Source organism: Rhodococcus pyridinivorans, from assembly GCF_900105195.1.
GTDB classification, from domain to species: domain Bacteria; phylum Actinomycetota; class Actinomycetes; order Mycobacteriales; family Mycobacteriaceae; genus Rhodococcus; species Rhodococcus pyridinivorans.
This window is the reverse complement of sequence record NZ_FNRX01000002.1, coordinates 2,907,990-2,929,138: the sequence shown is the minus strand read 5'-3', so window position 1 is coordinate 2,929,138 and position 21,149 is coordinate 2,907,990. Positions and strand designations below refer to the sequence as shown.

Sequence of the window (21,149 nt, the reverse complement as noted above, 5' to 3'; positions counted from 1 at the left end):
TCGTGGTCACCCCCGACCGGTGACTCCGGTGGCATGTCCGTCAGGGCTGGTCGGCCGGGATGCGGGCGGCCAGCTCGGTGATGAAGCCGGCGATCTCGTCGGGGTTCTCTTCGGCCATGAAGTGGCCGCTGGTGGTGCCCTGGTAGGTGAGATCGGGTGCCCACGCCTGCCAGAGGGCCGAGGCGTCGAAGCCCAGTTGCGAGCCCCAGTCCTGGGAGATGACCGCGACGGGCATGGTGAGCCGAGCCCCGCGTTCGCGGTCGGCGAGGTCCATGTCGAGATCGATGCCGGCGGTGGCGCGGTAGTCGGCCACGATCGAGTCGACAGAGTTGATCGAGCTGGTGACGTAGTGATCGCGCTCCTCGGGCGTGAAGGTGGTTCCGGTGGGGTCCCACGCATCGAGGAACGAGCCGAAAAATTCCGGGGCGACAGCGGCGATCATCTTCTCGGGCATCCCTGCGGGCTGGGCCATGAGGTAGAGGTGCCAGGCAACCTTGGCGTTCACGCCCTGAAGTACGGCCCAGGTGTCCATCGTGGGAAGGACGTCGAGGATGCCGAGGTAGTCGACGGCGTCGGGGTGGTCGAGTCCCGCACGGACGGCGACGAGCGCACCGCGGTCGTGACCGACGAGCCCGACGTGGTCGAAACCGATCTCGCGGGCGACCGCGACGATGTCGTTCGCCATGGTGCGCTTGGAATACGACTCGGGATTGTCGGCCGGGGGTTGGTCGCTGGCGCCGTAGCCGCGCAGGTCGGGGACGATCACGGTGTGGTCGTCAGCGAGTGTGTGGGCGACGTGGCGCCACATGTAGTGGGTCTGCGGGAAACCGTGCAGCAGGACGACGGCCGGACCTTGCCCGCAGACGGCGACGTTGAGCTTCACGCCGCCGTCCCCGGTGATCGTGCGGTAGGTGAAGTCCTCGATGGTGCAGCGGGTCACGGGGTCTCCGTAGTCGTAGTCGTGGTGGAGGTTTCGGGGTGGCCGGAGAAGATCCCGGCGGGCAGGTCCGTTCGGCCGGCGGACGCGGTGAGCGCGGGAATGATGACGGTGTCGACGAGGGCTTCGAGGTAGGTGTCGTCGACGGTGAGACCGTTCGCTCGTCGCAGGAGCAGGACGGTTCCCACGACCTCCTCGTATGCGAATGATTGAGCGTCCGAAGGGAGTTCGCCTCGTGCAACGGCATCGTCGAGGACCGCCTGGGGGAGACGTGCGCCTGTCGGGCCGACGGTCTCCTCGATGGCGTCGCACAACTCCGGGTCTTCGAGTCCCGCGTGGAGCAGCATGAAGGCGGCGTTGCTGTCGGTTGCGGACATGGTGAGGCTGAGGCGTTGCGCAAGCATCAGCAGGTCGTCGCGGAGTGTGTCGCCGCGCCGGAGTGGGACTGCCGAGGGATGCGCAGGGGCGTCCTTCACTGCTGCGAGCACCATGTCGCGCTTGGACGGCCATCGTCGATACAGCGTTGCCTTCGACGCCTGGCAACGTCGAGCGACCGCCTCGAATGTCACGCCCTCGTAGCCTTGTTCGGCCAGTAGTTCGAGAACGGTGGTGGTGATCCGACGCTCGAGTTCGGCGTCGCGTGGACGTCCGCGTTGCACAGGCGGCTCATTCAGATACGACACGTTCCGTATCGGAAACCAGATGGCCGCTGTCGGCGAACTGCAGGGTCGACACCCGCGTCTTTCTGGTCACGGTCGATTGTGATGCACTGTCTCGTTGTCGGCATAACGGACATCGGCGAGGAGATCGGTATGGGTTCGAGGTATCACCATCTGGCGTTCGGCCCGGAGGCGGTCGCGCGTCAGGAAGCTGCGGGCAGCATCGTTGCCTATGGTGCCGACCTCGACGAACCCGACCGAGGACCTCAGCCGTTGGGCGACCGGGAACTCGCTCTCGTACGCGAAAGCTTCCAGTTCCATATGGCGACGGTGACCCCGAGCGGATGGCCCTATGTCCAGTACCGCAGCGGACCCGTCGGGTTCCTGCACCACCTCGGTGGGCAGACGATCGGGTTCGCGGACCACCGAGGCAATCAACAATTCGTCTCGGTCGGGAACATCGCGGACAACGGAAGGGTCGCGCTGTTCCTCGCGGACTTTCCGCTGAAGAGACGGTTGAAGCTCTTCGGTACCGCGCGGGTGGTCGATGCGGAAGACGACCCGCAGCTTCTCGACCGGCTGCGCGATCTCGGCGACGGGCGGAGAATCTCGGCGCGATGCGAACGAAGCATCGTCATCGAGGTCGAGGCCTTCGACTGGAACTGCTCTCGGAGCTTGATCCCGCAGTACACCGACGAAGCGGTCCGCGCCCGGATCCGTCCCTACATCGACGAGATCAACGACCTCCGAGCCGAAGTGGATTCTCTTCGGACTCAGCTGAAGGCGGCACGCGAGGGCTGACAACCGCCGAGGGTGCGCGCGTGCAGGCTCAATCCAGACCGAGCTGTGCGACAACCAGATGCAGTGCTGCGGTGGTGGTCAGAGTCCGGACCCGTTCGCGGTCGCCGGGGAAACGGCGGGTGACCGTGTACGTCGGCCGTCCCTCGATCGCGACGCCGAAGCACACCGTGCCCACCGGCTTGGCCTCGGTTCCCCCGTCGGGGCCGGCGACCCCGGTGGTGGAGACCGCGACGTCGACCTTCAGGCGCCGTCGGGCACCCTCGGCCATGGCTGCGGCGACCTGCTCGCTCACCGCCCCGTGTTCCGCGATCATCTCGGCCGGTACGTCGGTCAGATCGGACTTCGCGTCGTTGGAGTACGAGACGACGCCACCCATGACATAGGCCGACGACCCGGGACGGTCGGTGAGCCGCGCGGCGACGAGTCCGCCGGTGCACGACTCCGCAGTCGCGATCGTGCGGCCGTCGAGGACGGCGATCAGCTGGTCGTCGATGGTGGAACCGTCGGTCGAGAAGATCTCGCGTCCATGGTGTTCGGTGAGGACGTCGAGAAGGCGATGGTAGATGTCCGCGTCACCGGAGGCGACTCGCGTCACCATGTCGAGTTCGCCGTGTCGGAGGCAGGTGGTGATCTCGAGGCGTTCGAGGCCGGCGATCTCTGATTCGGCCCGGCGCAGCGTCTCGGCGAGTTGTGCCTCGTGCAATCCGTAGGCGCGCACGGTGTGCTGCTGCAGGTCGTCGGCTCGCGCCAACACGTCGGCGACCGCGGGGGAGGCGACCGCGCTCGGCCACATCGCCTGCAGCTCACCGGGCGGGCCGGGCAGGATGACGATGGTCGGTACCGGCCGTTCGCCGGCGACCGCGGGGATGACCACGCCCGGCGCTGTACCGGTGGGCGGCAGGGCGGTGGCACCGGCGGGCACGTGCGCCTGCTTCCGGATCCCGATACGCGTCGGTCCGGTGTCGAGATCGGGGGTGTCCGGGCGGAACCGGCGGATGACACCTGCGATGTGTTCTTCGAGTTCGGGGTCGAGCAGCAGTTCGCGATCGCAGTACTCGGCGACGGTGGGGACGGTGAGGTCGTCGGCGGTGGGACCGAGACCCCCGCTGGTGACGATGAGATCGACGCCCTGCTCGGTGAGGAACCGTAACTGTGCGGTCAGGTCGGCGGGCCGGTCACCGCAGATCGTGATGTGGGCGACGTCGACGCCGAGTTTCAGGAGTTGGTCGGACAACCACGGTCCGTTCAGGTCGGAGATCCTCCCCGTCAGCACTTCGGTCCCGGTCACGATGATTCCTGCACGCACGCTCACGGAGCCGAGCCTAGTCGGCGACGATCATCGTGGACGCCTTACTGCCTTGTTGCGACGGTCTGCGAGGCGGGCGAGCTCACGAAGCATGCCGGGAGCCCGGCGCGCCATGGTCAATACTGCCCGGTCCGAGACGGTCGGGCGTGGTAGCAGCGCAGGCTGTGCAGGACGGGCCCCGACCGTCGCCCTGAACACCTGGACCTGACCGGGCACACCTTTGAGCCGATGCCTGCCCAGGTCGGTGAAATCGAAATCTCCGCCGACCGCAAGCTCGCGCACCGCCTGTGAGCATCGCACCTCGCCAGGCCCGGAGGAGGCAGCGATCCGCGCTCCGATATGGACCGTCATTCCGGTCAACCCGGGACCGGCGCGGGTCACCGACCCGACATGCACGCCGGAGCGCACAGAAAATCCGAGAGTCGATGTCGATCGGATGATCCGGTGCGCGCACTGCAGTGCGGCCACTGGACCGTCGAAGACACTGAGGGTCCCATCGCCCGCGATGCCCACCAGCGTGCCTCCGCCGGCCTCGACCTCCGCACGCACGAGTCGGTCGTGCGCGCCCAGCAACCTCGCGAACCGGTTGTCACCGACCTCCGCGAGCAGGTCGGTGGAGCGGACGACATCGGTGAACAGAACCGCGCCCAGGAACCGATCGGCCTCGACCGGATGGTCCGTGCCGCTGACGAGTTCCTCCACGTGGTCGAGAACAGGAATCAGCACTTCACCCAGGGTTGCGCCGAGGGCGATCGGTGGCAGCTCGTAGAAGCGGCCGTTCGGAATCTGCGCGGCCATCCTGCGGCCGGCCTCTCGAGCGAACAGAGTGTCCGGCTGATGCAACACCTTCGTCGGGCATTGGATTGCCGGCAGAATCAAGGAGTAGTTCGCGCGGAGAGCCCACTCGAGATGTTTCTGGGCAGTTCTCGGTGTGGCGGAGCAGCGTTCGAGCAGCGCCATGATCCGTCGATTGTGTGGGACATCGAGGGTCGGGTGTGCCAGGGACGTGAGCTTCCCTTGACCCCAGCATGCGTACGCATCCCGATACGACTCGACGAACCGGTCTCGCTCGTCAGCAGTCCATCCCGGTGGCGGATCACCGTCGGACAGCAGGGTATCGGACCAGGGTTCGGCGAGGACCAGCCCGGAAACGCGGTCGGGGTGCCGAGCGGCTACCAGGGCAAGGGGCCCGCAGGTGCTGGCTGCGCCGACGAGCGTGGCGCGATCGACCTCGGCGTCGTCGAGCACCGCGACGACGTCGTCGGCCTGCTCCTCGAGCGTGGGGACGTGCTCGACGGGATCGGACAGTCCGAATCCGCGTCGCTGGAAGAACAGCGAACGCGCGAAGTGGGCACAACGTTCGAAGTTGTAGTGGAAGTGCGGATCGGTCCACATCAGGTCCGGATGCATCATGTCTTCGAAGAACCACGCGATCGGATGTGGCCCCTCACCCACGATCTGATACGCCAGTGCGGCGCCGTCGCGCTGGATGTACCGCGTCACGGGCGGATCCATGGGAACAACGATAGGCGCCGGTCGACAGCGCGGCGAGTGTCGGCTGTCGAAACCGACCGGCGACGGAAACCGGCCTCTATCGTGAGGTTGCTGAGGAAAGCGTGGTCTTCACGGCGCGTCTCGCATGAGACGGGTGGACGCCGGAGCAGGGGTGTGCTGCTTTCTGTGGTCGCTGCAGCGCTGCTCCTGGGTGTCTTCGCATCAGGGTGCGCTTCGATGCGCGGCGGGGTGGAAGGCAATTTCGGTCGGGCAGCGCAGCAGATCGGTTCGGCGGCGGTCTCGGCTCAGCTGAGCCTGCAGGTTTCGCCGACGGTCACAACACCACCGCCGCCACGGACACCGCCCTGTCGGACATGCTCGAAGAGGTCGACCAGGCCGTCTCGGCAACCGCGGATCGAGAGGTGGACACCCCCGGCCAGGGAACCCTGCGCGCCGAGGTCCTGCAGGCGGCGAACACGGTTACCGGACAGATCATCCGGGGACGAGACATGGTTGCCGGAGTCGGCGAGCAGACCGACCTGACTGCGGTTGCGGCTGAGCTCGGACGTGCAGGTACGGAGTTGCTCGATCTCGGAGACCGTCTCGAGGCGGCCGGATGAAAAGTCTCTTCGCCGTCGCTCTCAGAATCCTCACCGCGATCGGGGGATTTCTCGACATCGGTGATCTGGTCACCAATGCCGTGGTGGGCGCGCGTTTCGGGTTGTCCTGGCCTGGGTGGTGCCGGTAGGCGTGCTGGGAATCTGTGTCTTCCGCAGATGTCCGGCCGCGTCGCTGCGGTCAGCGGCCGAGCCACTTTCGAGATCATTCGCGAACGTCTCGGGCCGCGCATGGCAGTGGCGAATCTGAGCGCGTCGTTTCTGATCAACCTGTCGACGTGGACCGCCGAGGTCGGTGGTATCGCGCTGGCGTTGCAGTTGGCGAGCAGTGTGAACCCGAAGATGTGGATTCCGGTAGCCGCCCTGGCGGTGTGGCTGGTGATCTGGCGGGTGAAGTTCTCGGTGATGGAGAACGTCACCGGGGTGGTCGGACTGTGCCTGGTCACGTTCGCAGTGGCGGTGTTCCTTCTCGGCCCGGATTGGGGGGCAGCTCGCGAACCAGGTGTTCACTCCATCCCTGGTGGACAGCGAAAAACTGGCGGCATATCGGTATTACGCGATCGCGTTGTTCGGTGCGGCGAGGACTCCGTACGAGGTGTTCTTCTCCTCCTCCGGGGCGGTGGAAGAGAAGTGGACGGTGCGGGATCGGGCGAAGTCCCGGCTCAACGTTCTGGTCGGATTTCCCCTCGGCGGCATCCTCTCGGTGGCCATCGCCGCGCTGTCGGCGATCGTGCTGATGCCCCCTGCTCGTCCGGTTGTATCGGCCAGTGGGGGAGTGCCGTCGCCGGAGGTCGTCGGGATTCTCCTCTCGCCTCGCCGGCGCGCCGCTGACCGATCACGCCGCGGCCTCGACGATGCTGGGCAGAGTTACCACGCTCCGGCGGCGGCACGTCGCTGCTGCCGACGCCCGCCTTTTCCGTCGTGACGTCGCCTTGCCGGTATCCGCTGCGCACGTCGACGCAACGCCAGCTCGTGCTGCAAGCGCTCCGCAGACAGCTTGCCCGGACCGTGAATGCTCGTGCCGTCCGGCCGTTCGATCGTGGTGGCCATCGCCGTGTTTCTCCTCGAGGATCTCGAAATTCGCCAGCGTCCAGTAGTACTCCTCGACAAGTGCTGGGGCAATGGAATTTACGCCATTCTGCTGAGCACGAATGAACACCAGGCGATCACGAGTGACGGCGTTGTGTCCGCTGCCGTGGACCAACAGCACTTCCGGGCCACGGCCACCGAAATCGAGTCCCGACAGCACGCCGTCGTCGACGGGCACTTCGATACGGGTTCCCGACACCATCACCATCCCTCGCCGTCGATAGCTCGGCGAGACTGTCTACCGCAGAACGTTACCTACCCCTCATGAGACAACCGATCGGTCAACGGAATTCGGCCGAGCGCCTTTGCATCGGATCTCAGGCCGCAGCCGGCGCGCGACACCCGCACCGCACGGCACGCCCCTGCTCGTCATCGGGAAGCCACCCGTACTCGTCGCAGTCGCCGCACTTCGGGTGGAGGACACGGGGCGTCGACAGCGACCGCCACAACGGCAACCATCCGTGCGCCAGTCGCATCGGATTGCCCGGTCTGTGCACGGATTTCGCTGCCGCAACCAGAGCCGGCACGCCGTGTGTGGCGACGAGTGCTTCGATCGCCGCTGCCGCATCGGGTTTGAGGTAGACGAAGGTCGCGGTGAGCCCGGCCTGCCTGCAGGCTGCCGCAAGCTCGACCACCGCCGGACCGAGCGGTGTCTTCGCGACGCGCGGTGTGCGGTTGGTTTCCGTCCTTGGTGTATCGGTACTTGAAAGAGCGCCTGAGTCTCCGATGTCCGCGCTGCCGCGCGTCGGATTCTCAGGCGCCGGGTCGGTGACGGGACGTTCGTAGATGGTCTGGATGGTGATCCACTGGCCGAGCTCGTTCTGGATCTTCTCGCGCACCAGATAGCCGAGGTCTGCGAGCTCGCGCAATGCCGAGCGGATGGCGTCGCGACCTTCCTTCGGTGACTGTGCCGCGATCGAGTCGGCGCGGGTGCGCCAGTCGTCGGGCTTGGACAGCAACCAGACGAGCACACCCCGCGCGCGGAAGGACAGCCGCTCGTCGGTGATGACGGCATTGCTGAGGACGGTGAAGTTGGCGGCAAGGCGCGGTCCACGACGCACGCCGCCGGCCAGGGTATTCTGACCCACGTTCGACTCCCTTACAGTCGGACATCCGGCCCGTCGGGAGCTGCAACTCCTGGCGGGCCTTATTCGATTGTGGCCGCGCGGATCGGCGGCGTGCTGGCATCGTGCCACCGTCTGTACAAGGCGCGCAAGGAATCGAGCGGAGGGTGCTCGAGTTTCGGTGTTCTCGACGTCGCTGAGCGGGGTCCGGAACACCGAGGTTTCCCCGACGCTAGGGGGACGCTTCGAACCGCGCCTCGACGTCGGCGGTGAGGGTGACGCGGTCGGGTTCGAAGACCAGCGCGGGTTCGGCGGACTCGGGTGCGCTCATCGCATCCGAGCGCAGCATCGCTGTGCGCATCATCGGAGCGCCGCCCGCGTGAACGGGTGAGGGCTGGGAGCCGAGCATGCCCGGATCGGCGATGGCCACCGCACGAACGGTGTCGAGACCCAAGGACGTCGTGTACGCCTTCGCCTTGTCGAGGGCGTCGCGGACGGCGAGGTCGCGGACCTGTGCGAGTCGCTTCTTTCGCGCCTTGCGGGTGATCCACCACTGGAGATCGGCGACGGTGACCACCTCGAGTTCGGCGACCTGCTCGACGAACGCACCCACAGCGTCGAACTCGTGGAAGGTGACGGTGATCGACGCCGACGAGTTGTACACCCACGGCCGGTTCTTGCCTTCGCGGTTGAACGGGCGCCGCCGGCTGTGGCGTACCCGATCGAAGGTCCACCGCTTCACCGGGTTCGGGGTGCGCTTGTGCAGTTCGGTGACGAGATCGGTGATGGTGGCGACGGCCGCGGTCACCGGTTCGGCGGCCTGCTTGCGCGACGAGCCGTCGGCGTGCACCCGCAACACCGCCGTGCACCGGTTGGGTGCGACGGTGCGCTCGGCGTGGCCGGTGACGGTGATCGTGACGGGAGGCTGGGTCATGCGCACGAGTGTGCCAGCGCGAGCCGTCCCCGTCGGGCAGACGGCACGTGCCACGGTCGGAGCCGTCGAATCCGACCTTCCGGGCGTCGTATTCGTGCCACTCTGAACTTGTCAGAAGTGAGAGGTGTGACTGGTGGGACGACTGGGTATCTGAGTTGGGTCGAACTAACCAGTGTTCACGAAAGGACTGCACATGCTCGGACTCGGAATCCTCGGTTGGATCATCATCGGTGGTCTCGCCGGTTGGATCGGCAGCAAGATCATGGGCACCGACGCCCAGCAGGGCATTCTTCTCAACATCGTCGTCGGCGTCATCGGCGGCTTGATCGGTGGTTTCCTGCTGAAGGTCTTCGGGGTGGATGTCGAAGGCGGCGGACTGATCTTCAGCTTCCTGACCTGCCTCCTCGGCGCGGTCATCCTGCTGTTCCTCGTCAAGGCCGTCACCGGCCGAGGCGTGCGCCGCTGACCGCTCTGCATCAACGAGGTCCCGGATCCACACGGATCCGGGACCTCGTTCGTGTCGGGGGTCGGCTCGTCAGACCAGTTGATCGCGAAACCAACGTGGGTCGGGATTGGTATGCGACACGTCGCCGACGAACACCGTCGGCACCGTCTCGTTCCCGCCGTTGACTTCCCGGACCCGAGCGGCCGCAGCGGGATCCCGCCAGATGTTCACCCAGATCGCGCGACGCGCGCGAGTGCGCAGGGTGGCGCGCAACCGGATGCAGAACGTACACCCCGGGCGCCAGTACACCACCGGAACGCCGCGGGTTGCGGCGTCGCGACGGGCGGTCGCGTCGTCGACGTGATGGGGGAAGAACAGGGGAGAGGTGACCCACGCAAAGACGAGGAGCAGTACTGCCGTCACCACCGAGGTCACGTCGAATGCGCCAGTGAGCAGAACGACCGCCGCGACGGCCACCATCGCTGCGGAGAGGATCCAGGTTCGCCACACGCGTGCGAGCCTATCGCCCGGGCGGGAGGCAGAAGCCAACTCGTCCGCCGGCCTGCAGTCGTCTCGGAACGGGACGCGTCGCAGGCTCGAAGCTCCCCGTCACCCCGCCCGACCAGCCGGTCTGCCGCCGGGCAAGGTGGCGCGATAGCGTATTCGGTCATGGTCGTCACCGAGAGTTCACCTCCTGTATCCCCGCGGTTGGTCCGCTCGATGTTCATCCCTGCCGTAGGGGTGGCGCTCGTGCTGACTCTTCTCGCGGCGGCGACGGTACCGATGCGCGACCGCCTGTATCTGTCCGTCGCTCAGACCGTCGAGGGGTCCTTCCTCGGACCGCTCGCAGGTCTCGTCGCCGACAGGGGGCTGCTCGTCCTGGTCGCCTTCACCGGTGTGCTCGCGGCGTGGCTGTGGCGGAACGATCGACGCAGCTTGGGCACCCTCGCCGTCGGCGGTATCGGTGTCGTGGGTGCCTACCTGTCGAGTGAACTCGTCAAGCTCGTGGTGACGGAGCCGCGACCGTGTCGCGCACTCGGGATCGAGACGGTGCTGGAATGCCCCGAGGTGGGTGACTGGTCCTGGCCGTCGAACCACTCCGTCATCGCGGCGTCGTTCGCCACGGCGTGTGTCCTCGCGGCTCCGCGTCTGATCTGGCTGGTCGCTCCGCTCGCCGCGGTGCTCGCCTTCTCCCGGGTGACGGTGGGGGTGCACTACGTCCACGACGTGCTGTCGGGCATGGCGCTCGGCGTGTTGATGGTCGCGCTGGTCGTCGTGGTGCTTCTGCCGTTCGCGTCGCGGCTTCCGATCCTGTCGCGCGAGGCACCGGCCGCCCCGCCCATCGGATAGGCGAACTGGATACGGCACACCGAATCCGGCTGTCGGCAGAGCGAATCTGCAGGCAGCCGGATTTTTGTTGGCAAGTCGGACGGGGCGCGACCGCCTCGAAGCTGTCGCGGTCGTGCTCATGGTGGGCTTCATGCTGCTGTTGAGCCCTGTCGCCGGCGTCGTCATCGTTGTCGACCTCCGCGTTCGGGGTACTCGATGCGCATGAAGGATCGGACCTACCGTTCGAACAGCTGACCGCCCGGATCCGGGAGGGACGGTTCGTCGGACTCCTCGGTGAGCGTGACCTGACCGGAGCGGGCGTGCCGGTAACCTTCTTCGGCGAACCGGCCTGCATGCCTGCCGGCCCGGCCAAGCTCGCGATCGATACGGGTGCGCCGCTGCTGCCGGTGCACTGCTGGTTCACTCCGGGCGGTTGGGGGTTCCACATCGACGCCCCGATCGATACCGCAGGCGGCGTAGAAGCCACGACCCAGTTACTGGCCGACCGGTTCGCCGCCGGTATCGCCGCGCATCCCGCCGACTGGCACATGTTGCAATCGGTGTGGACGGCCGACCGGCGGGACCGCACACAGACACCCGGCAGACAGTGACGACGTCGGTTTACGCGGCAGGCCTCGTGGACCGTCAGAAGAAGTCGGCAGAGGTGATCTCGGCGCGGAAGAACTCGCCGTCCGTGCCGGTGCCCGTGTCCCAGCTCGCGCGGATCCGTGAGGCGATGGTCATGCCACCGAACCGGTGTTCGGCCTCGACCGCGACGATGAACGGATACCGGCCGAGCTCGTGATTGTCGGGGTTGCCCCACCGCAGCATCCGCACCCCGCACAACGCCCCGTCATCGGCGACATCCAGACGCACGGTCTCCTTGCGGCCGTCCACTGTCCAGGTCGCCGAGGCGACGAATTCGTCGCCGCGCCACCGTGCGAGGGGAAACGACGTCGGCACGAAGATGCTCTCCCCGGCCAGGCGGCCGGCCGCGCTGTCGCTGACATCAGGGCCGTCCGCGGACATCACCGGAATGATTCCCCCTATCCGCCAACGCATCTCGCCACAACCGTCGGTGAAGCGGTCGTACCCCGACACTGATACCGGGCCGATCCGAGTGGTCGCAGCCCACACGAATCCCGACGTCGGGGCGAGGAGTTGGACAGCGGTGAACGGTCGCCAGGATCCGAGCCGGATCTGCCCGGACATCTCGAGTCGTGCGGCTGCGGCCATCGGCGTGCCCTCGGCCACCGCATGGTTGATCCAACGCCGCGCAGCAGGCGGCAGGGGTTCGGTCAGGGCCGGGACGAACCGCTCACCGGTGCCCCTGATCTCGGACAGAGCACGCCAGTGTGCGCCGACATGATGAGCGGCGCGCGGAATAATCGGTGCACGGCCCATGCGCACGAATCCTCCACCGGTCGATTCGGCCCTTCACGATGCTTCGCTCGGACTCGGTGCTTCATCGATGGGGTGGGCCGATACTCGCTGATTCGAGCAAATTATGCCTGGGCACCGTGTCCTTGCCGACGGAATCGTCGATCATCGCGTTATAGGTGACCCTGCCGAGTCGGTCGGCGGTGACGTCCCTGGGTACCCGGTCGCCGGGACGGAAGAGGTACACATGAGCGTAACGAGTAGAGGACGGTGCCGACGCGGGGGTTCGGTTCGATGTTGACGGCCCTGTGGTACGGACTGGGGACCGCCGTGCCCTTGTTCCTCGGAGCTGCGATCGGCCTGCTCTACAACCTGCCCCGCCCGGTGCTCGCGGGGTTGATGGCCTTCGGCGCCGGTGCCATGGTGGCGGCGGTCTCCACAGAACTGTTCGCCCCGGCCTTCGCCGACCAGGGGTTGTGGGCGGCCGGCGGGGCCTTGATGCTGGGAACCGTCGTCTATGTCGTTGCCGATCGCGTGATCGAGAACATGCTCGGCCCTGCAGCCCTGGGTTGGGCGCTGATGCTCGGGGCCCTCCTCGACGGCGTTCCGGAGAATGCTGCGTTGGGGACCACTCTCGCAGCCGGTAGCGGTGGAATCGTGTTGCTGGTGGCCGTGGCGGTTGGCAACATCCCCGAGGCGGTGGCGGGTGCGGCGTCGATGCGGTCGGCTCTGTCGCATCGCTCTGCTCTGCTCATCTGGGGCGTGACGGCCGTTCTGCTGGTGGCGGTGGTTGTGGTGGCCACTACGTTCGCCGATTCTCTGCCGGAAGCGGGAATTCCGCTGATCCAGGCATTCGCCGGAGGCGCCACCATTGCGGTGATCGCCGACTCGTTGATGCCGGAAGCCTATCGAGAAGGCGGATGGTGGGTCGGTATCTGCACTTCGCTGGGATTCCTGGTCGCCTTCGCTCTCGGTGCATGAAAAGCCCACCCTCGTCGGATCCGGCCGAAAGTTCGGACCCCCGATACTCTTCAGAACGGATTTGCCGTTGACCCAACGAGATCCGCAACGGAATTGATGACGCGGGTCGGGCGGTAGGGGAACCGCTCGACGGACTCGCGGGTCGAAATGCCGGTCAGGACCAGCAGTGTCTGCAGACCGGCCTCGAGGCCGCAGACGATGTCGGTGTCCATGCGATCACCGATCATCAGCGTGTGTGCGGAGTGCGCACCGATCGCACGCAGGGCCGACCGCATCATCAGGGCATTCGGCTTGCCCACGAAATACGGCTCACGGCCGGTCGCGCGGGTGATGAGCGCTGCGACTGCCCCGGTGGCAGGAAGCGAACCCTCTCGTGACGGGCCGGTCGGGTCCGGATTGGTCGCGATGAACCGGGCGCCGCGTTCGACCAGTCGGATCGCGGTGGTGATCGCCTCGAAGGAATACGTGCGTGTCTCACCGAGGACGACGTAGTCCGGGTCGCTGTCCGTGAGGACGTAGCCGATGTCGTGCAGCGCGGTGGTCAATCCGGATTCACCCACCACGTAAGCGCTGCCACCGGGACGTTGATTGGCGAGGAACGTCGCCGTCGCCAGCGCGGAGGTCCAGATCGATTTCTCGGGCACGTCGAGGCCGGAGCGCAGCAGGCGCGCCCGCAGATCTCGGGGTGTGCGGATGGAATTGTTGGTGAGCACCATGAACGGCGTACCGGTGTCGCGGAGCTCGGTCAGGAACGCGTCGGCACCGGGGATCAGGTGATCCTCGTGCACGAGAACACCATCCATGTCCATCAGGTAGTTCCAGACCGGCGCGGATGTGGGTTCTTCGCTCATTCTCCGAGTGTGTCACCTACTGTTCCGGTCGGCAGCCGATACAAGGCGATCACCCGCCGAGGTTCGCGACGGTCGAGCCGAGCACGCCCGCCTGTAGCTCCAGGTCGCTCTCGTCGTGGTCCCGATCCTGCGGTAGCTGCTTGCGGAGGTCTTCCCTGGTGACCACGAGGAACGCTCGGTTCTCATCCGTGAGCTCCTGACCTCCGACCACGCGGAAGCGTCCCTCCTCCAGAACGAGTGCGGGGTCATCGAGCGTCGAATCGAGGAGTTCTCGAAGGTCGGTGGCGGTCAAGTTGGTGGGCACATGTCCTCCTGCACTTGCTGTTCTTTCGAACCTGTCGGTGTCTTCCGGAGGTACCCGGTGGAGCGGTGGCCGAACCCGGTGGTATTCGGTCGCCGGGGCGGGTCGGCCACATCCGTGCGGGAAGCGCATCCGGTGGCGAAGGCTCGCGTGGCGGAGTGCGCCGACTCGCGTTACGAAATGTGAAGGGATCGGGTGCGTTCGGTCGCCTCTCGGCGAAAGGCGCAACACGGCTCCAGTCGAACGGAACTTCCGTGAAGGCAAAGGGTTGAGCCCGAGGGACACGAATACGCACCCGATCCGCCCAGCACAACGCGACCCGATGGCTATCTATTCCCGGTGGGGACAAGCGTGCGGAAGCCGAACGCGTGCGTGACGGACTGTGACCGCGGACATCTTCGTTGATGCTTCAACCGGCGTACGATCGAGACCACTCATGTACACAGACTTCGCCACACTCGGCGGAACTCTCATCTGGTTCGCCGCTCTGATCGCCCTTACCCACATCCTCGGCCACACCCTCTGACCTCCGACCCACGGTCGGCCACCCCATTCCTGAGGCGTCCGCCGAACGCCCAGAGGGTGCTCTTCACACTCCCGTGCCGGCAATCGCGGTTAGCGTGGGTGGTACGGGCATCTTGCCCGCCACTTTCTCGCCTTGACACGCGGCATCGTGAAACAGGCGGAAGAGGCTGCATTTCATGGCCGAATCGATCGAGATCTTGATCAAGGCCCTTGGAGATCTATGAAGACCGCCGAGCGGACGGCACGATCTCGGTGAAGCACTGCGTGCGGTGACCACGGCCGCCGCGGTGACGATCGCCGGGGTCGAGTGCGCCGACATCGTGCTCATCGGCAAGGACACATTCGAGGCGCACGGAGTGGCGTCGTCATCGTCCCGGGAACTCGGTCGGATCCAACGCGACGCCGGTGGTCCCTGCATCGACGCTGCCGGGGTCACGAGCGTGGTCTACAGCAGCGACCTGCGGTCCGAGAGACGGTGGCCGCAGTTCACCGAGGAAGCCCTGCTGGTCGGGGTCGGCAGTGTGTTGTCCTTCCAACTCACACCCGAACCGATATCGCCGGTTCGCTGAACCTGTTCGCATCGAAACCGCAGGCCTTCGACGGTGCTGCGGTAGCGCTGGGCATCGCATTGGCGGCGCAGGCGGCCGCCGAGCTCACTGCTGCACGCGCGGAGCTGCATCTGCGCTCGGCGTTGGGCACCCGAGACACCATCGGCCAGGCCAAAGGTCTTCTGATGCAGCGCTGCGGTGTCGATGCCGCCCGCGCCTTCGTGATGCTGCGGACGCTGTCACAGGATCTCAACGTCGCCGTCGCTCGAATTGCCGAGCGAATCGTCGAGGACCACACCGCTTCTCTGTGATCGGTTGTCGGATCACGGAACTTCGAGGTATACGGGCTCAGTCCAGACAGAACTCGTTGCCTTCGATGTCCTGCACGACGATGCAGGACTCGTCCACACCGTCGGCGTGCAGAACCTTCACTTGCGCGGCGCCGAGCGTCACCAGTCGGTCGGACTCCGCTTGCAGAGCAGACAGTCGCTCGTCGCTCTCCAAGCCTGTGCCGACGCGCACATCGAGATGCACCCGATTCTTCGCAGCCTTCGCTCGGGTCCGACGAAATCGAAGGTGACCTGTACCTGCCTGACCGACACCATGCGGGTACGCCCCGTGGCCGAGAGCGGACCCTCGGATCGGCGCACGACACTTCGATGAGCCCGCTACACCACCGATGCACCCCATCCGAACGCAGCCACGGCCACGATCGCTACCGCCCACAGCGGCGCTGTCACTTCGAATCCTCCACGTGTCGTCGGTTGGTAGAAGACCGCCCGCAGGCTACGTAACCGTGCGTTCCATTACAGGCGCGCAACAGAGTTGCAACAGTCTTCTCCGATACTCGAGAAACGAACAGACACCCTGTTCGCCCGGGAGGATGCTGGATCATCCGAGTTACACGGCTGCACTCCATCTCGTTGCGCGATTCTTCACGACCCCGGGGGGGGTAGCTCATGAACACCGACAGCTGCTCGCGCGACGTTCCACTACCTCGGCGTGACGCCGCCGTACGAACCGATCGCCTGAGGGAGACGGAATGTCGGTCGTAGAACCATCGAAGAGTTCGAGGACCCGCAAGCACCACGACGGCGCCGACTTCCACGCCGAGAAGAGCGAATACCTCGAAAAACGTTCACTTCGTAAAGGAACCGCAGGGTGGGTGCTCCTTGCGGGACTCGGTGTCAGTTATGTCATCTCCGGTGACTACGCCGGATGGAACAACGGACTCGCCGAAGGCGGATTCGGCGGTCTGCTCATCGCCGGCGTGGTCATCGCGGGCATGTACTTCGCGATGGTGCTCGGGATGGCCGAGTTGTCGTCGGCGCTCCCAGCTGCCGGCGGTGGATACACCTTCGCGCGTCGCGCGCTCGGTCCCTGGGGCGGATTCGCCACCGGCACGGCAATTCTCATCGAGTATGCGATCGCACCTGCGGCCATCGCGACGTTCATCGGCAGCTATGTCGAATCGTTGAACATCTTCGGGATCACCGACGGACGGTGGATCTACCTCGCTGTCTACGCCATTTTCATCGGCATCCACCTCACCGGTGCGGGCGAAGCGCTCAAGGCGATGTTCGTCATCACCGCCATCGCACTTGTCGGACTCGTGATCTTCGCAGTCTCTGCGGTGGGACTGTTCGAGTCCGACAATCTCACGGACATCGCGCCGACCGATGCCGTCGGCGCCTCGGGCTTCCTGCCGTTCGGTTACTTCGGTATCTGGGCCGCGGTCCCGTTCGCGATCTGGTTCTTCCTGGCGATCGAGGGCGTTCCTCTCGCTGCGGAGGAAGCGCGTGAGCCGGAGAAGAACGTGCCGCGCGGCATCATCTCCAGCATGCTGGTGCTCTTGCTGACCGGAGCGACCGTGCTGTTCCTGGCGACCGGTGCGTTGGGCGCCGAGGGGTTGTCGACCTCGGGCAACCCGCTCGTCGAGGCGCTGGGTGACGGGACAGCGGCGAAGGTCGTCAACTACATCGGGCTCGCCGGGTTGATCGCCAGCTTCTTCTCCATCATGTACGCGTACTCGCGGCAGACTTTCGCGCTGTCCCGGGCCGGCTACCTGCCGACGAGCCTGTCGGTGACGAATTCCCGCAAGGCACCCATGCTCGCGTTGATCGTTCCCGGCGTGATCGGTTTCGTCCTGTCGCTGACCGGTGAGGGCGCGATGCTCCTCAACATGGCGGTCTTCGGTGCCGCCGTGAGTTATGTACTCATGATGGTCAGCCACATCGTGCTGCGCGTGCGCGAGCCCGGGATGCGGCGTCCGTACCGCACACCCGGTGGAATCGTCACGACATCGTTCGCGCTGGTGATCGCTGCGGCCGCTGTGGTTGCCACCTTCCTCGTCGATCCTGTTGCGGCTCTGTGGACGTTCGCCGCGTTCGCTGCATTCATGGCCTACTTCGGTCTCTACAGCCGCCACCACCTCGTCGCGAACTCCCCGGACGAGGAGTTCGCGGCCCTCGCGAAGGCGGAGGAAGAGCTGGGGTGACGACCTCAGGCCGGGTGCGCGGCCGTCCGCTCACACCGCGCGGACCGAGGTGGGTTCGTAGACCATGACCGAAGCCGTCGGCGCTCCACGGCAGGTCAATCGGCACGGGGGAGTGCGATGGGCCCGCAGTTCGACGTCGACACGCTCCGGGTGCGGTGCACGACCGGCGAGCCGGACCCGCCAGCGATCACCCTCGCGCACACTCTCGGCGACCGTGTAATTACTGCGCCCGGCCGGACCGAAGCGTCGGAGCGTGGCAGCGAGCGCGGCCTGCTGAGGCGGAGACATATCGGTGTAGCCGCGTAGATGGTGGTGGTGGATCCGGTCGAAGAAGTGTTCCTCGATCGTGAGGACGGACGATTCGGCGTCGAGACCGCCGTAGTAGACACCGTCGGGTACGACGACGACATTGGCGGCGAACCGGTCTCCGCCTACGTGCGAGCATTCCCAGACCTGATCGGGCCAGCGCTCGGCCAGAGCGCGCGCGACCGGCCGTCCACGCACGGCGCAGCACGGATCGTGGTGACCGTGAGCGCAGACCAGGACGACGGAGGGGCCGCTGAGGTCGCCGGGAGTCTCGAGGGCGGTGACGATCTGTGTCAGATCCTCCCCGCGATCCCACATTCCCCATTGCTGACGCACCGTGCCCGAGGTCTCGCGGCGGAGCACCGCCCACTGGTCGTGCCCACCGCGGCGACGACGGCCCGGGCGCTTGACCAACAGTATGCGTGCGCGGGCCGCCTGCGCGGCGGAGAACACGACCGTCTTGGCCGCGGCGTCGAGATCGAGCCCCTCGAACCCGTTCACCGGCCATCTGCCCCGATATTCGACGAGGACCCAGACGAATCCGCGCGGGGCCGTGCCGGCCATCGGATCACCCCGCTGTCGGGCACTGTCTGCGCAGAAGAAGCGTTCGGCTGAGGCCACAGTGCACCGTCACTGTTCCGCGGGGACGAGGATCCCTGCGCGCAACAGCCGTTCGACCAGGTCGGTCCCGAGGGTTTTCGTCGGGTGGGATCCGCCGTCGAGCAGGCGCGTGACAGACGGCAGTTCATCGTCCGCCACGGCGACACGGCCCACGCGCGTGACCAGGTGTGAACCTTCCAGACGTCCATACAGCGCGCTGCGGAGTTTCACCGTGGTGTCGGGGCCGAGATCGTGGACGACGGCGAATTGGGCGAGCGGCCCCAGCGGTGCCGGACGCGCCTGCTCCCGCCGGGCACGGTGGAACAGGGAGGCGACGTCCGCCTCGGCCAGTGCGGCGATGAGATGCTCACGTACAGCAGTGATCTCGTCATCCGGATCGTCGATGCCCATGGGTAGTGCACCGCGCATCTCAGGATCGTCGCCGAGCGCAGTGAGCGCTGCTCGGGTCAGATGCTCGGCAAGTGCGTGACGCGTCCACGTATGGATGCCGACGGTGAGGTGGATGGAGATCTCCCCTCGGGCCTCGGCGGCATGGATCCAGCCGCGCGGTAGATAGAGACAGTCGCCGGGTTCGAGCACGGTGTCGATGCACGCCGGCTCTGTCGCGGCTCGGGCGACAGCGGCGCGGTGATCGATCCAGGGCTGATTGCGCAGCGGCGCCGGGTGGACAGGCTCGTGGATCACCCACCTCTTGGTTCCCTCGATCTGCACGACGAAGACGTCGTGGACGTCGTAGTGGTGGCTGAACCCCTGGTTCCGAGGTGGAGTGATGTACGCGTTGACCTGGACGGGATGTCCGAGTTCGTCGCTCAGAGCGGTGCCGAACTGCGAGATCGGTTCCCACGTGCGGTGCAGTGCCTGCAGGACGAGGGTGGCACCGTCGGCGAGGTTGCGCCAGAGCATCGTGTCGTCGAGTTGGTCGGAGATGGTCGCTCCGACACCGCCGGGGGAGGTGAACGACGAGTCCGGCAGTGTCGTCCCGTCCTTGGCGACGCGAAGAAAGGGCGTGCGAAGTCCTCGGCGCGAGATGAGTTCATCGACTGCCTCGACGGAGAACAGGTCGGTGAATGTGCCGGCGCGACGCGTCAGCAGTGGTGCACGTCCCCAGATTTCGGACGCGAACTTCTCCCGACCGATGTCGATCAAGCGTGTTTCCAGGACTCCGGCGTCCGTTTCGACGCCGGAGTCCTGGATGCGATATGAGGAGTCCTCACACCTAGCTGCCTCCGTCGGCTCCGCCATCGGCACCTCCGTCAGCCCCGCCGTCGGCTCCGCCGTCACCGCCGCTGTCGGCTCCACCATCGGCGCCCCCGTCGGCACCCCCGTCAGCTCCGCCATCGTGAACGCCCGGGACGCCGGCTGCACCGCCGTCCGCCGGGCCCTCCTCACCTTCGTCCTTGTTCGGATCCTGCTGTGGGTCGGTCATGATTCCTCCCGAGGTCAAAAGGCTTGGGAGCAGCGGTGTTACCGGCTCCCGGAGCCTGCAGCGGTGTATTGTTCGGCCGTTGTCAGCTTATCCCGGCGTATCGGCGGCCACGTCGATTCCGGGATCATCGAACCGTTGTCCCAGACGTTGTACCCCGCGCACTCGCAGGTGCGGCGCTGCGAAGAAGAAAAGTCGACGCGTTGCTCGCCGATAATCGGGTACAGGAGAGTATGGCTGACGAGAATACCGACGCGTCCGAGTTCGACCCGCAGAACCCCGATCCCGCGAACACTCCTGGTCTCGAACCCGGGGGCGGGGTGGCGCCCGGAGATACTCCGCCCGCCGAGACTGCTGTGGGCGGTCCGCAACACGAACCGCCGCAGCGCCGCAGTGCCGGGGCCCTCATCGCCATCGCGATCGTGGTGATCGTGGTTCTGGTGGTGGCCGTCGGTCTGATCATCCGAGCAGTCGGGCTGTTCTGAGCGCGCGACGAAACGAAGGTGAAGAGGTAGCGGAAAAGCGAACTGCCTCCCGGTAGTAGAGAGGGGCGTGGACCGGTCGCATCACGCCACGAAGGCGATAGCACGCCGCCGTATCAGTCGACTCGATGCGACGGCGGGTTCGGCGCACCCCATGTTCCGAGCCAGACCGTCTTCACGTTGGCCAGCATCCGTCTCGACTCGGCTTCGGACGGCCTGAGTGATCGGTCCTTGAAGAAGGCGATGACGATCATGTCGGTCAGGGTCGTGACGAGGCCTTCGTGGTCGTCCGACAGCGGAGTGATCTCCCCGGCGTCGGCGTCCCTACTCATCTGCGCGGCCAGTCGGCCGTTGAGATCGGTGACCAGCGCTGTCCACCGCGCGCTGAGCTTGTCGTCGTAGTTGACCGCCTGCAGGCCCGCGACCATCACGCGGTCGCGCTCGACCCAGGCGCGGTAGGACGTGCCGAAGAGCCGGTCGAAATAGTCGGCGTGGGATTCGCCGGCGCTGGATCGTCACAGCCGCACGCGCAGCGGGACTGTCGTCGCCGATCCAGAGT

Annotated in this window: 25 protein-coding genes and 2 pseudogenes; 11 read left to right on the top strand and 16 right to left on the bottom strand. The window is 66.2% G+C overall.

All coding sequences use genetic code 11. The features are described 5' to 3' along the window. Positions 1–40 precede the first annotated feature (40 nt). Both BLV31_RS13915 and BLV31_RS13910 read right to left on the bottom strand, forming a co-directional pair. Entirely contained in the window at positions 41–940 is a 900-nt protein-coding gene (locus BLV31_RS13915) for an alpha/beta fold hydrolase (RefSeq protein ID WP_064061009.1), read from the bottom strand. After that, complete coding sequence (locus BLV31_RS13910) at positions 937–1,596, bottom strand: TetR/AcrR family transcriptional regulator (RefSeq protein ID WP_248846246.1); 660 nt, start codon at positions 1,594–1,596, stop codon at positions 937–939. The genes BLV31_RS13915 and BLV31_RS13910 overlap by 4 nt, the downstream gene beginning before the upstream one ends. Positions 1,597–1,749: 153 nt before the next feature. Here BLV31_RS13910 and BLV31_RS13905 point away from each other — a divergent pair, with 153 nt between their 5' ends. Further along, positions 1,750–2,397 carry a pyridoxamine 5'-phosphate oxidase family protein gene (locus BLV31_RS13905; protein WP_232512278.1) on the top strand — a complete coding sequence of 216 codons (648 nt, stop codon included), beginning with the start codon at positions 1,750–1,752 and terminating at the stop codon, positions 2,395–2,397. 28 nt (positions 2,398–2,425) lie between these two features. Here BLV31_RS13905 and BLV31_RS13900 read toward each other — a convergent pair whose 3' ends face one another. Then, positions 2,426–3,709, bottom strand: coding sequence for a competence/damage-inducible protein A (locus tag BLV31_RS13900; protein WP_064061012.1), 1,284 nt, complete (start codon positions 3,707–3,709; stop codon positions 2,426–2,428). A gap of 24 nt (positions 3,710–3,733) precedes the next feature. Next, positions 3,734–5,218 carry an adenylate/guanylate cyclase domain-containing protein gene (locus BLV31_RS13895; protein WP_064061013.1) on the bottom strand — a complete coding sequence of 495 codons (1,485 nt, stop codon included), beginning with the start codon at positions 5,216–5,218 and terminating at the stop codon, positions 3,734–3,736. 353 nt (positions 5,219–5,571) lie between these two features. Between BLV31_RS13895 and BLV31_RS13890 the strand changes: the two genes are divergently transcribed. Then, positions 5,572–5,817 (top strand): hypothetical protein, encoded by a 246-nt coding sequence (locus tag BLV31_RS13890; protein ID WP_232333350.1) that lies wholly within the window; start codon positions 5,572–5,574, stop codon positions 5,815–5,817. Continuing rightward, a pseudogene (locus tag BLV31_RS13885) lies at positions 5,814–6,583 on the top strand (Nramp family divalent metal transporter); the annotation flags it as partial. The gene BLV31_RS13890 and the pseudogene BLV31_RS13885, both read left to right, overlap by 4 nt. 66 nt (positions 6,584–6,649) lie before the next feature. Here the strand turns inward: BLV31_RS13885 and BLV31_RS25235 are convergent. The 3 genes from BLV31_RS25235 to BLV31_RS13870 form a co-directional block, all read right to left on the bottom strand. After that, positions 6,650–7,105, bottom strand: a complete 456-nt coding sequence (locus tag BLV31_RS25235) for a hypothetical protein (protein ID WP_217636628.1) — start codon at positions 7,103–7,105, stop codon at positions 6,650–6,652. A 115-nt stretch (positions 7,106–7,220) separates the two neighbouring features. Beyond that, on the bottom strand, positions 7,221–7,991 hold the full coding sequence (locus BLV31_RS13875) for a helix-turn-helix domain-containing protein (protein ID WP_081263443.1): 771 nt from the start codon (positions 7,989–7,991) through the stop codon (positions 7,221–7,223). 208 nt (positions 7,992–8,199) lie between these two features. Beyond that, positions 8,200–8,901, bottom strand: coding sequence for an SIMPL domain-containing protein (locus tag BLV31_RS13870; RefSeq protein WP_033098183.1), 702 nt, complete (start codon positions 8,899–8,901; stop codon positions 8,200–8,202). A 193-nt stretch (positions 8,902–9,094) separates the two neighbouring features. Between BLV31_RS13870 and BLV31_RS13865 the strand changes: the two genes are divergently transcribed. Next, entirely contained in the window at positions 9,095–9,367 is a 273-nt protein-coding gene (locus tag BLV31_RS13865) for a GlsB/YeaQ/YmgE family stress response membrane protein (protein WP_019289453.1), read from the top strand. A gap of 69 nt (positions 9,368–9,436) precedes the next feature. Here the strand turns inward: BLV31_RS13865 and BLV31_RS13860 are convergent, their stop codons facing one another. Then, entirely contained in the window at positions 9,437–9,856 is a 420-nt protein-coding gene (locus tag BLV31_RS13860) for a glutaredoxin domain-containing protein (RefSeq protein ID WP_006552091.1), read from the bottom strand. Between the two features lie 159 nt (positions 9,857–10,015). Between BLV31_RS13860 and BLV31_RS13855 the strand changes: the two genes are divergently transcribed. Together BLV31_RS13855 and BLV31_RS13850 are read left to right on the top strand one after the other, a co-directional pair. Next, positions 10,016–10,696 (top strand): phosphatase PAP2 family protein, encoded by a 681-nt coding sequence (locus BLV31_RS13855; protein WP_248846247.1) that lies wholly within the window; start codon positions 10,016–10,018, stop codon positions 10,694–10,696. A 182-nt stretch (positions 10,697–10,878) separates the two neighbouring features. After that, positions 10,879–11,286 (top strand): annotated as a pseudogene (locus tag BLV31_RS13850) (LpxL/LpxP family acyltransferase); the annotation flags it as partial. Positions 11,287–11,320: 34 nt separating this feature from the next. On the opposite strand, the gene BLV31_RS13845 reads toward BLV31_RS13850, so the two are convergent. Beyond that, positions 11,321–12,079: a DUF6920 family protein gene (locus BLV31_RS13845; protein ID WP_248846248.1), complete on the bottom strand. Its 759-nt coding sequence runs from the start codon at positions 12,077–12,079 to the stop codon at positions 11,321–11,323. A gap of 270 nt (positions 12,080–12,349) precedes the next feature. Here BLV31_RS13845 and BLV31_RS13840 point away from each other — a divergent pair, with 270 nt between their 5' ends. Then, positions 12,350–13,036, top strand: coding sequence for a ZIP family metal transporter (locus BLV31_RS13840; protein ID WP_064061046.1), 687 nt, complete (start codon positions 12,350–12,352; stop codon positions 13,034–13,036). Between the two features lie 50 nt (positions 13,037–13,086). Here BLV31_RS13840 and BLV31_RS13835 read toward each other — a convergent pair whose 3' ends face one another. The 3 genes from BLV31_RS13835 to BLV31_RS26015 all read right to left on the bottom strand — a co-directional run bounded on the left by BLV31_RS13835 (position 13,087) and on the right by BLV31_RS26015 (position 15,041). Next, on the bottom strand, positions 13,087–13,887 hold the full coding sequence (locus BLV31_RS13835) for an HAD-IIA family hydrolase (RefSeq protein ID WP_006552097.1): 801 nt from the start codon (positions 13,885–13,887) through the stop codon (positions 13,087–13,089). Positions 13,888–13,936: 49 nt separating this feature from the next. Beyond that, the gene (locus BLV31_RS13830) at positions 13,937–14,191 is read right to left on the bottom strand and encodes a hypothetical protein (RefSeq protein WP_019289459.1); all 255 of its coding nucleotides are present in this window, start codon (positions 14,189–14,191) and stop codon (positions 13,937–13,939) included. Between the two features lie 586 nt (positions 14,192–14,777). Then, on the bottom strand, positions 14,778–15,041 hold the full coding sequence (locus tag BLV31_RS26015; RefSeq protein ID WP_371850701.1) for a hypothetical protein: 264 nt from the start codon (positions 15,039–15,041) through the stop codon (positions 14,778–14,780). On the opposite strand from BLV31_RS26015, the gene BLV31_RS25425 reads away from it, so the two are divergent. Then, positions 14,983–15,282 carry a hypothetical protein gene (locus BLV31_RS25425; RefSeq protein ID WP_228045063.1) on the top strand — a complete coding sequence of 100 codons (300 nt, stop codon included), beginning with the start codon at positions 14,983–14,985 and terminating at the stop codon, positions 15,280–15,282. The two genes, BLV31_RS26015 and BLV31_RS25425, sit on opposite strands and share 59 nt — an antisense overlap. A 59-nt stretch (positions 15,283–15,341) precedes the next feature. Next, on the top strand, positions 15,342–15,572 hold the full coding sequence (locus BLV31_RS25420; RefSeq protein ID WP_248846249.1) for an ANTAR domain-containing protein: 231 nt from the start codon (positions 15,342–15,344) through the stop codon (positions 15,570–15,572). Between the two features lie 37 nt (positions 15,573–15,609). Here BLV31_RS25420 and BLV31_RS25715 read toward each other — a convergent pair whose 3' ends face one another. Continuing rightward, a complete protein-coding gene (locus BLV31_RS25715; protein ID WP_255312743.1) occupies positions 15,610–15,951 on the bottom strand; it encodes a VOC family protein in 342 nt (113 codons plus the stop codon). Between the two features lie 352 nt (positions 15,952–16,303). On the opposite strand from BLV31_RS25715, the gene eat reads away from it, so the two are divergent. Continuing rightward, a complete protein-coding gene (gene eat, locus BLV31_RS13815; protein WP_064061016.1) occupies positions 16,304–17,758 on the top strand; it encodes an ethanolamine permease in 1,455 nt (484 codons plus the stop codon). Positions 17,759–17,788: 30 nt separating this feature from the next. Here eat and BLV31_RS13810 read toward each other — a convergent pair whose 3' ends face one another. Both BLV31_RS13810 and BLV31_RS13805 read right to left on the bottom strand, forming a co-directional pair. Next, on the bottom strand, positions 17,789–18,628 hold the full coding sequence (locus BLV31_RS13810; protein WP_064061017.1) for a sucrase ferredoxin: 840 nt from the start codon (positions 18,626–18,628) through the stop codon (positions 17,789–17,791). A 66-nt stretch (positions 18,629–18,694) separates the two neighbouring features. Beyond that, the gene (locus tag BLV31_RS13805; RefSeq protein WP_248846250.1) at positions 18,695–19,831 is read right to left on the bottom strand and encodes a cupin domain-containing protein; all 1,137 of its coding nucleotides are present in this window, start codon (positions 19,829–19,831) and stop codon (positions 18,695–18,697) included. A 510-nt stretch (positions 19,832–20,341) separates the two neighbouring features. Here BLV31_RS13805 and BLV31_RS13795 point away from each other — a divergent pair. Further along, the gene (locus tag BLV31_RS13795; protein ID WP_064061019.1) at positions 20,342–20,593 is read left to right on the top strand and encodes a DUF6480 family protein; all 252 of its coding nucleotides are present in this window, start codon (positions 20,342–20,344) and stop codon (positions 20,591–20,593) included. Between the two features lie 113 nt (positions 20,594–20,706). Here the strand turns inward: BLV31_RS13795 and BLV31_RS13790 are convergent, their stop codons facing one another. Continuing rightward, complete coding sequence (locus tag BLV31_RS13790; RefSeq protein WP_138941538.1) at positions 20,707–21,021, bottom strand: hypothetical protein; 315 nt, start codon at positions 21,019–21,021, stop codon at positions 20,707–20,709. Positions 21,022–21,149 lie beyond the last annotated feature (128 nt).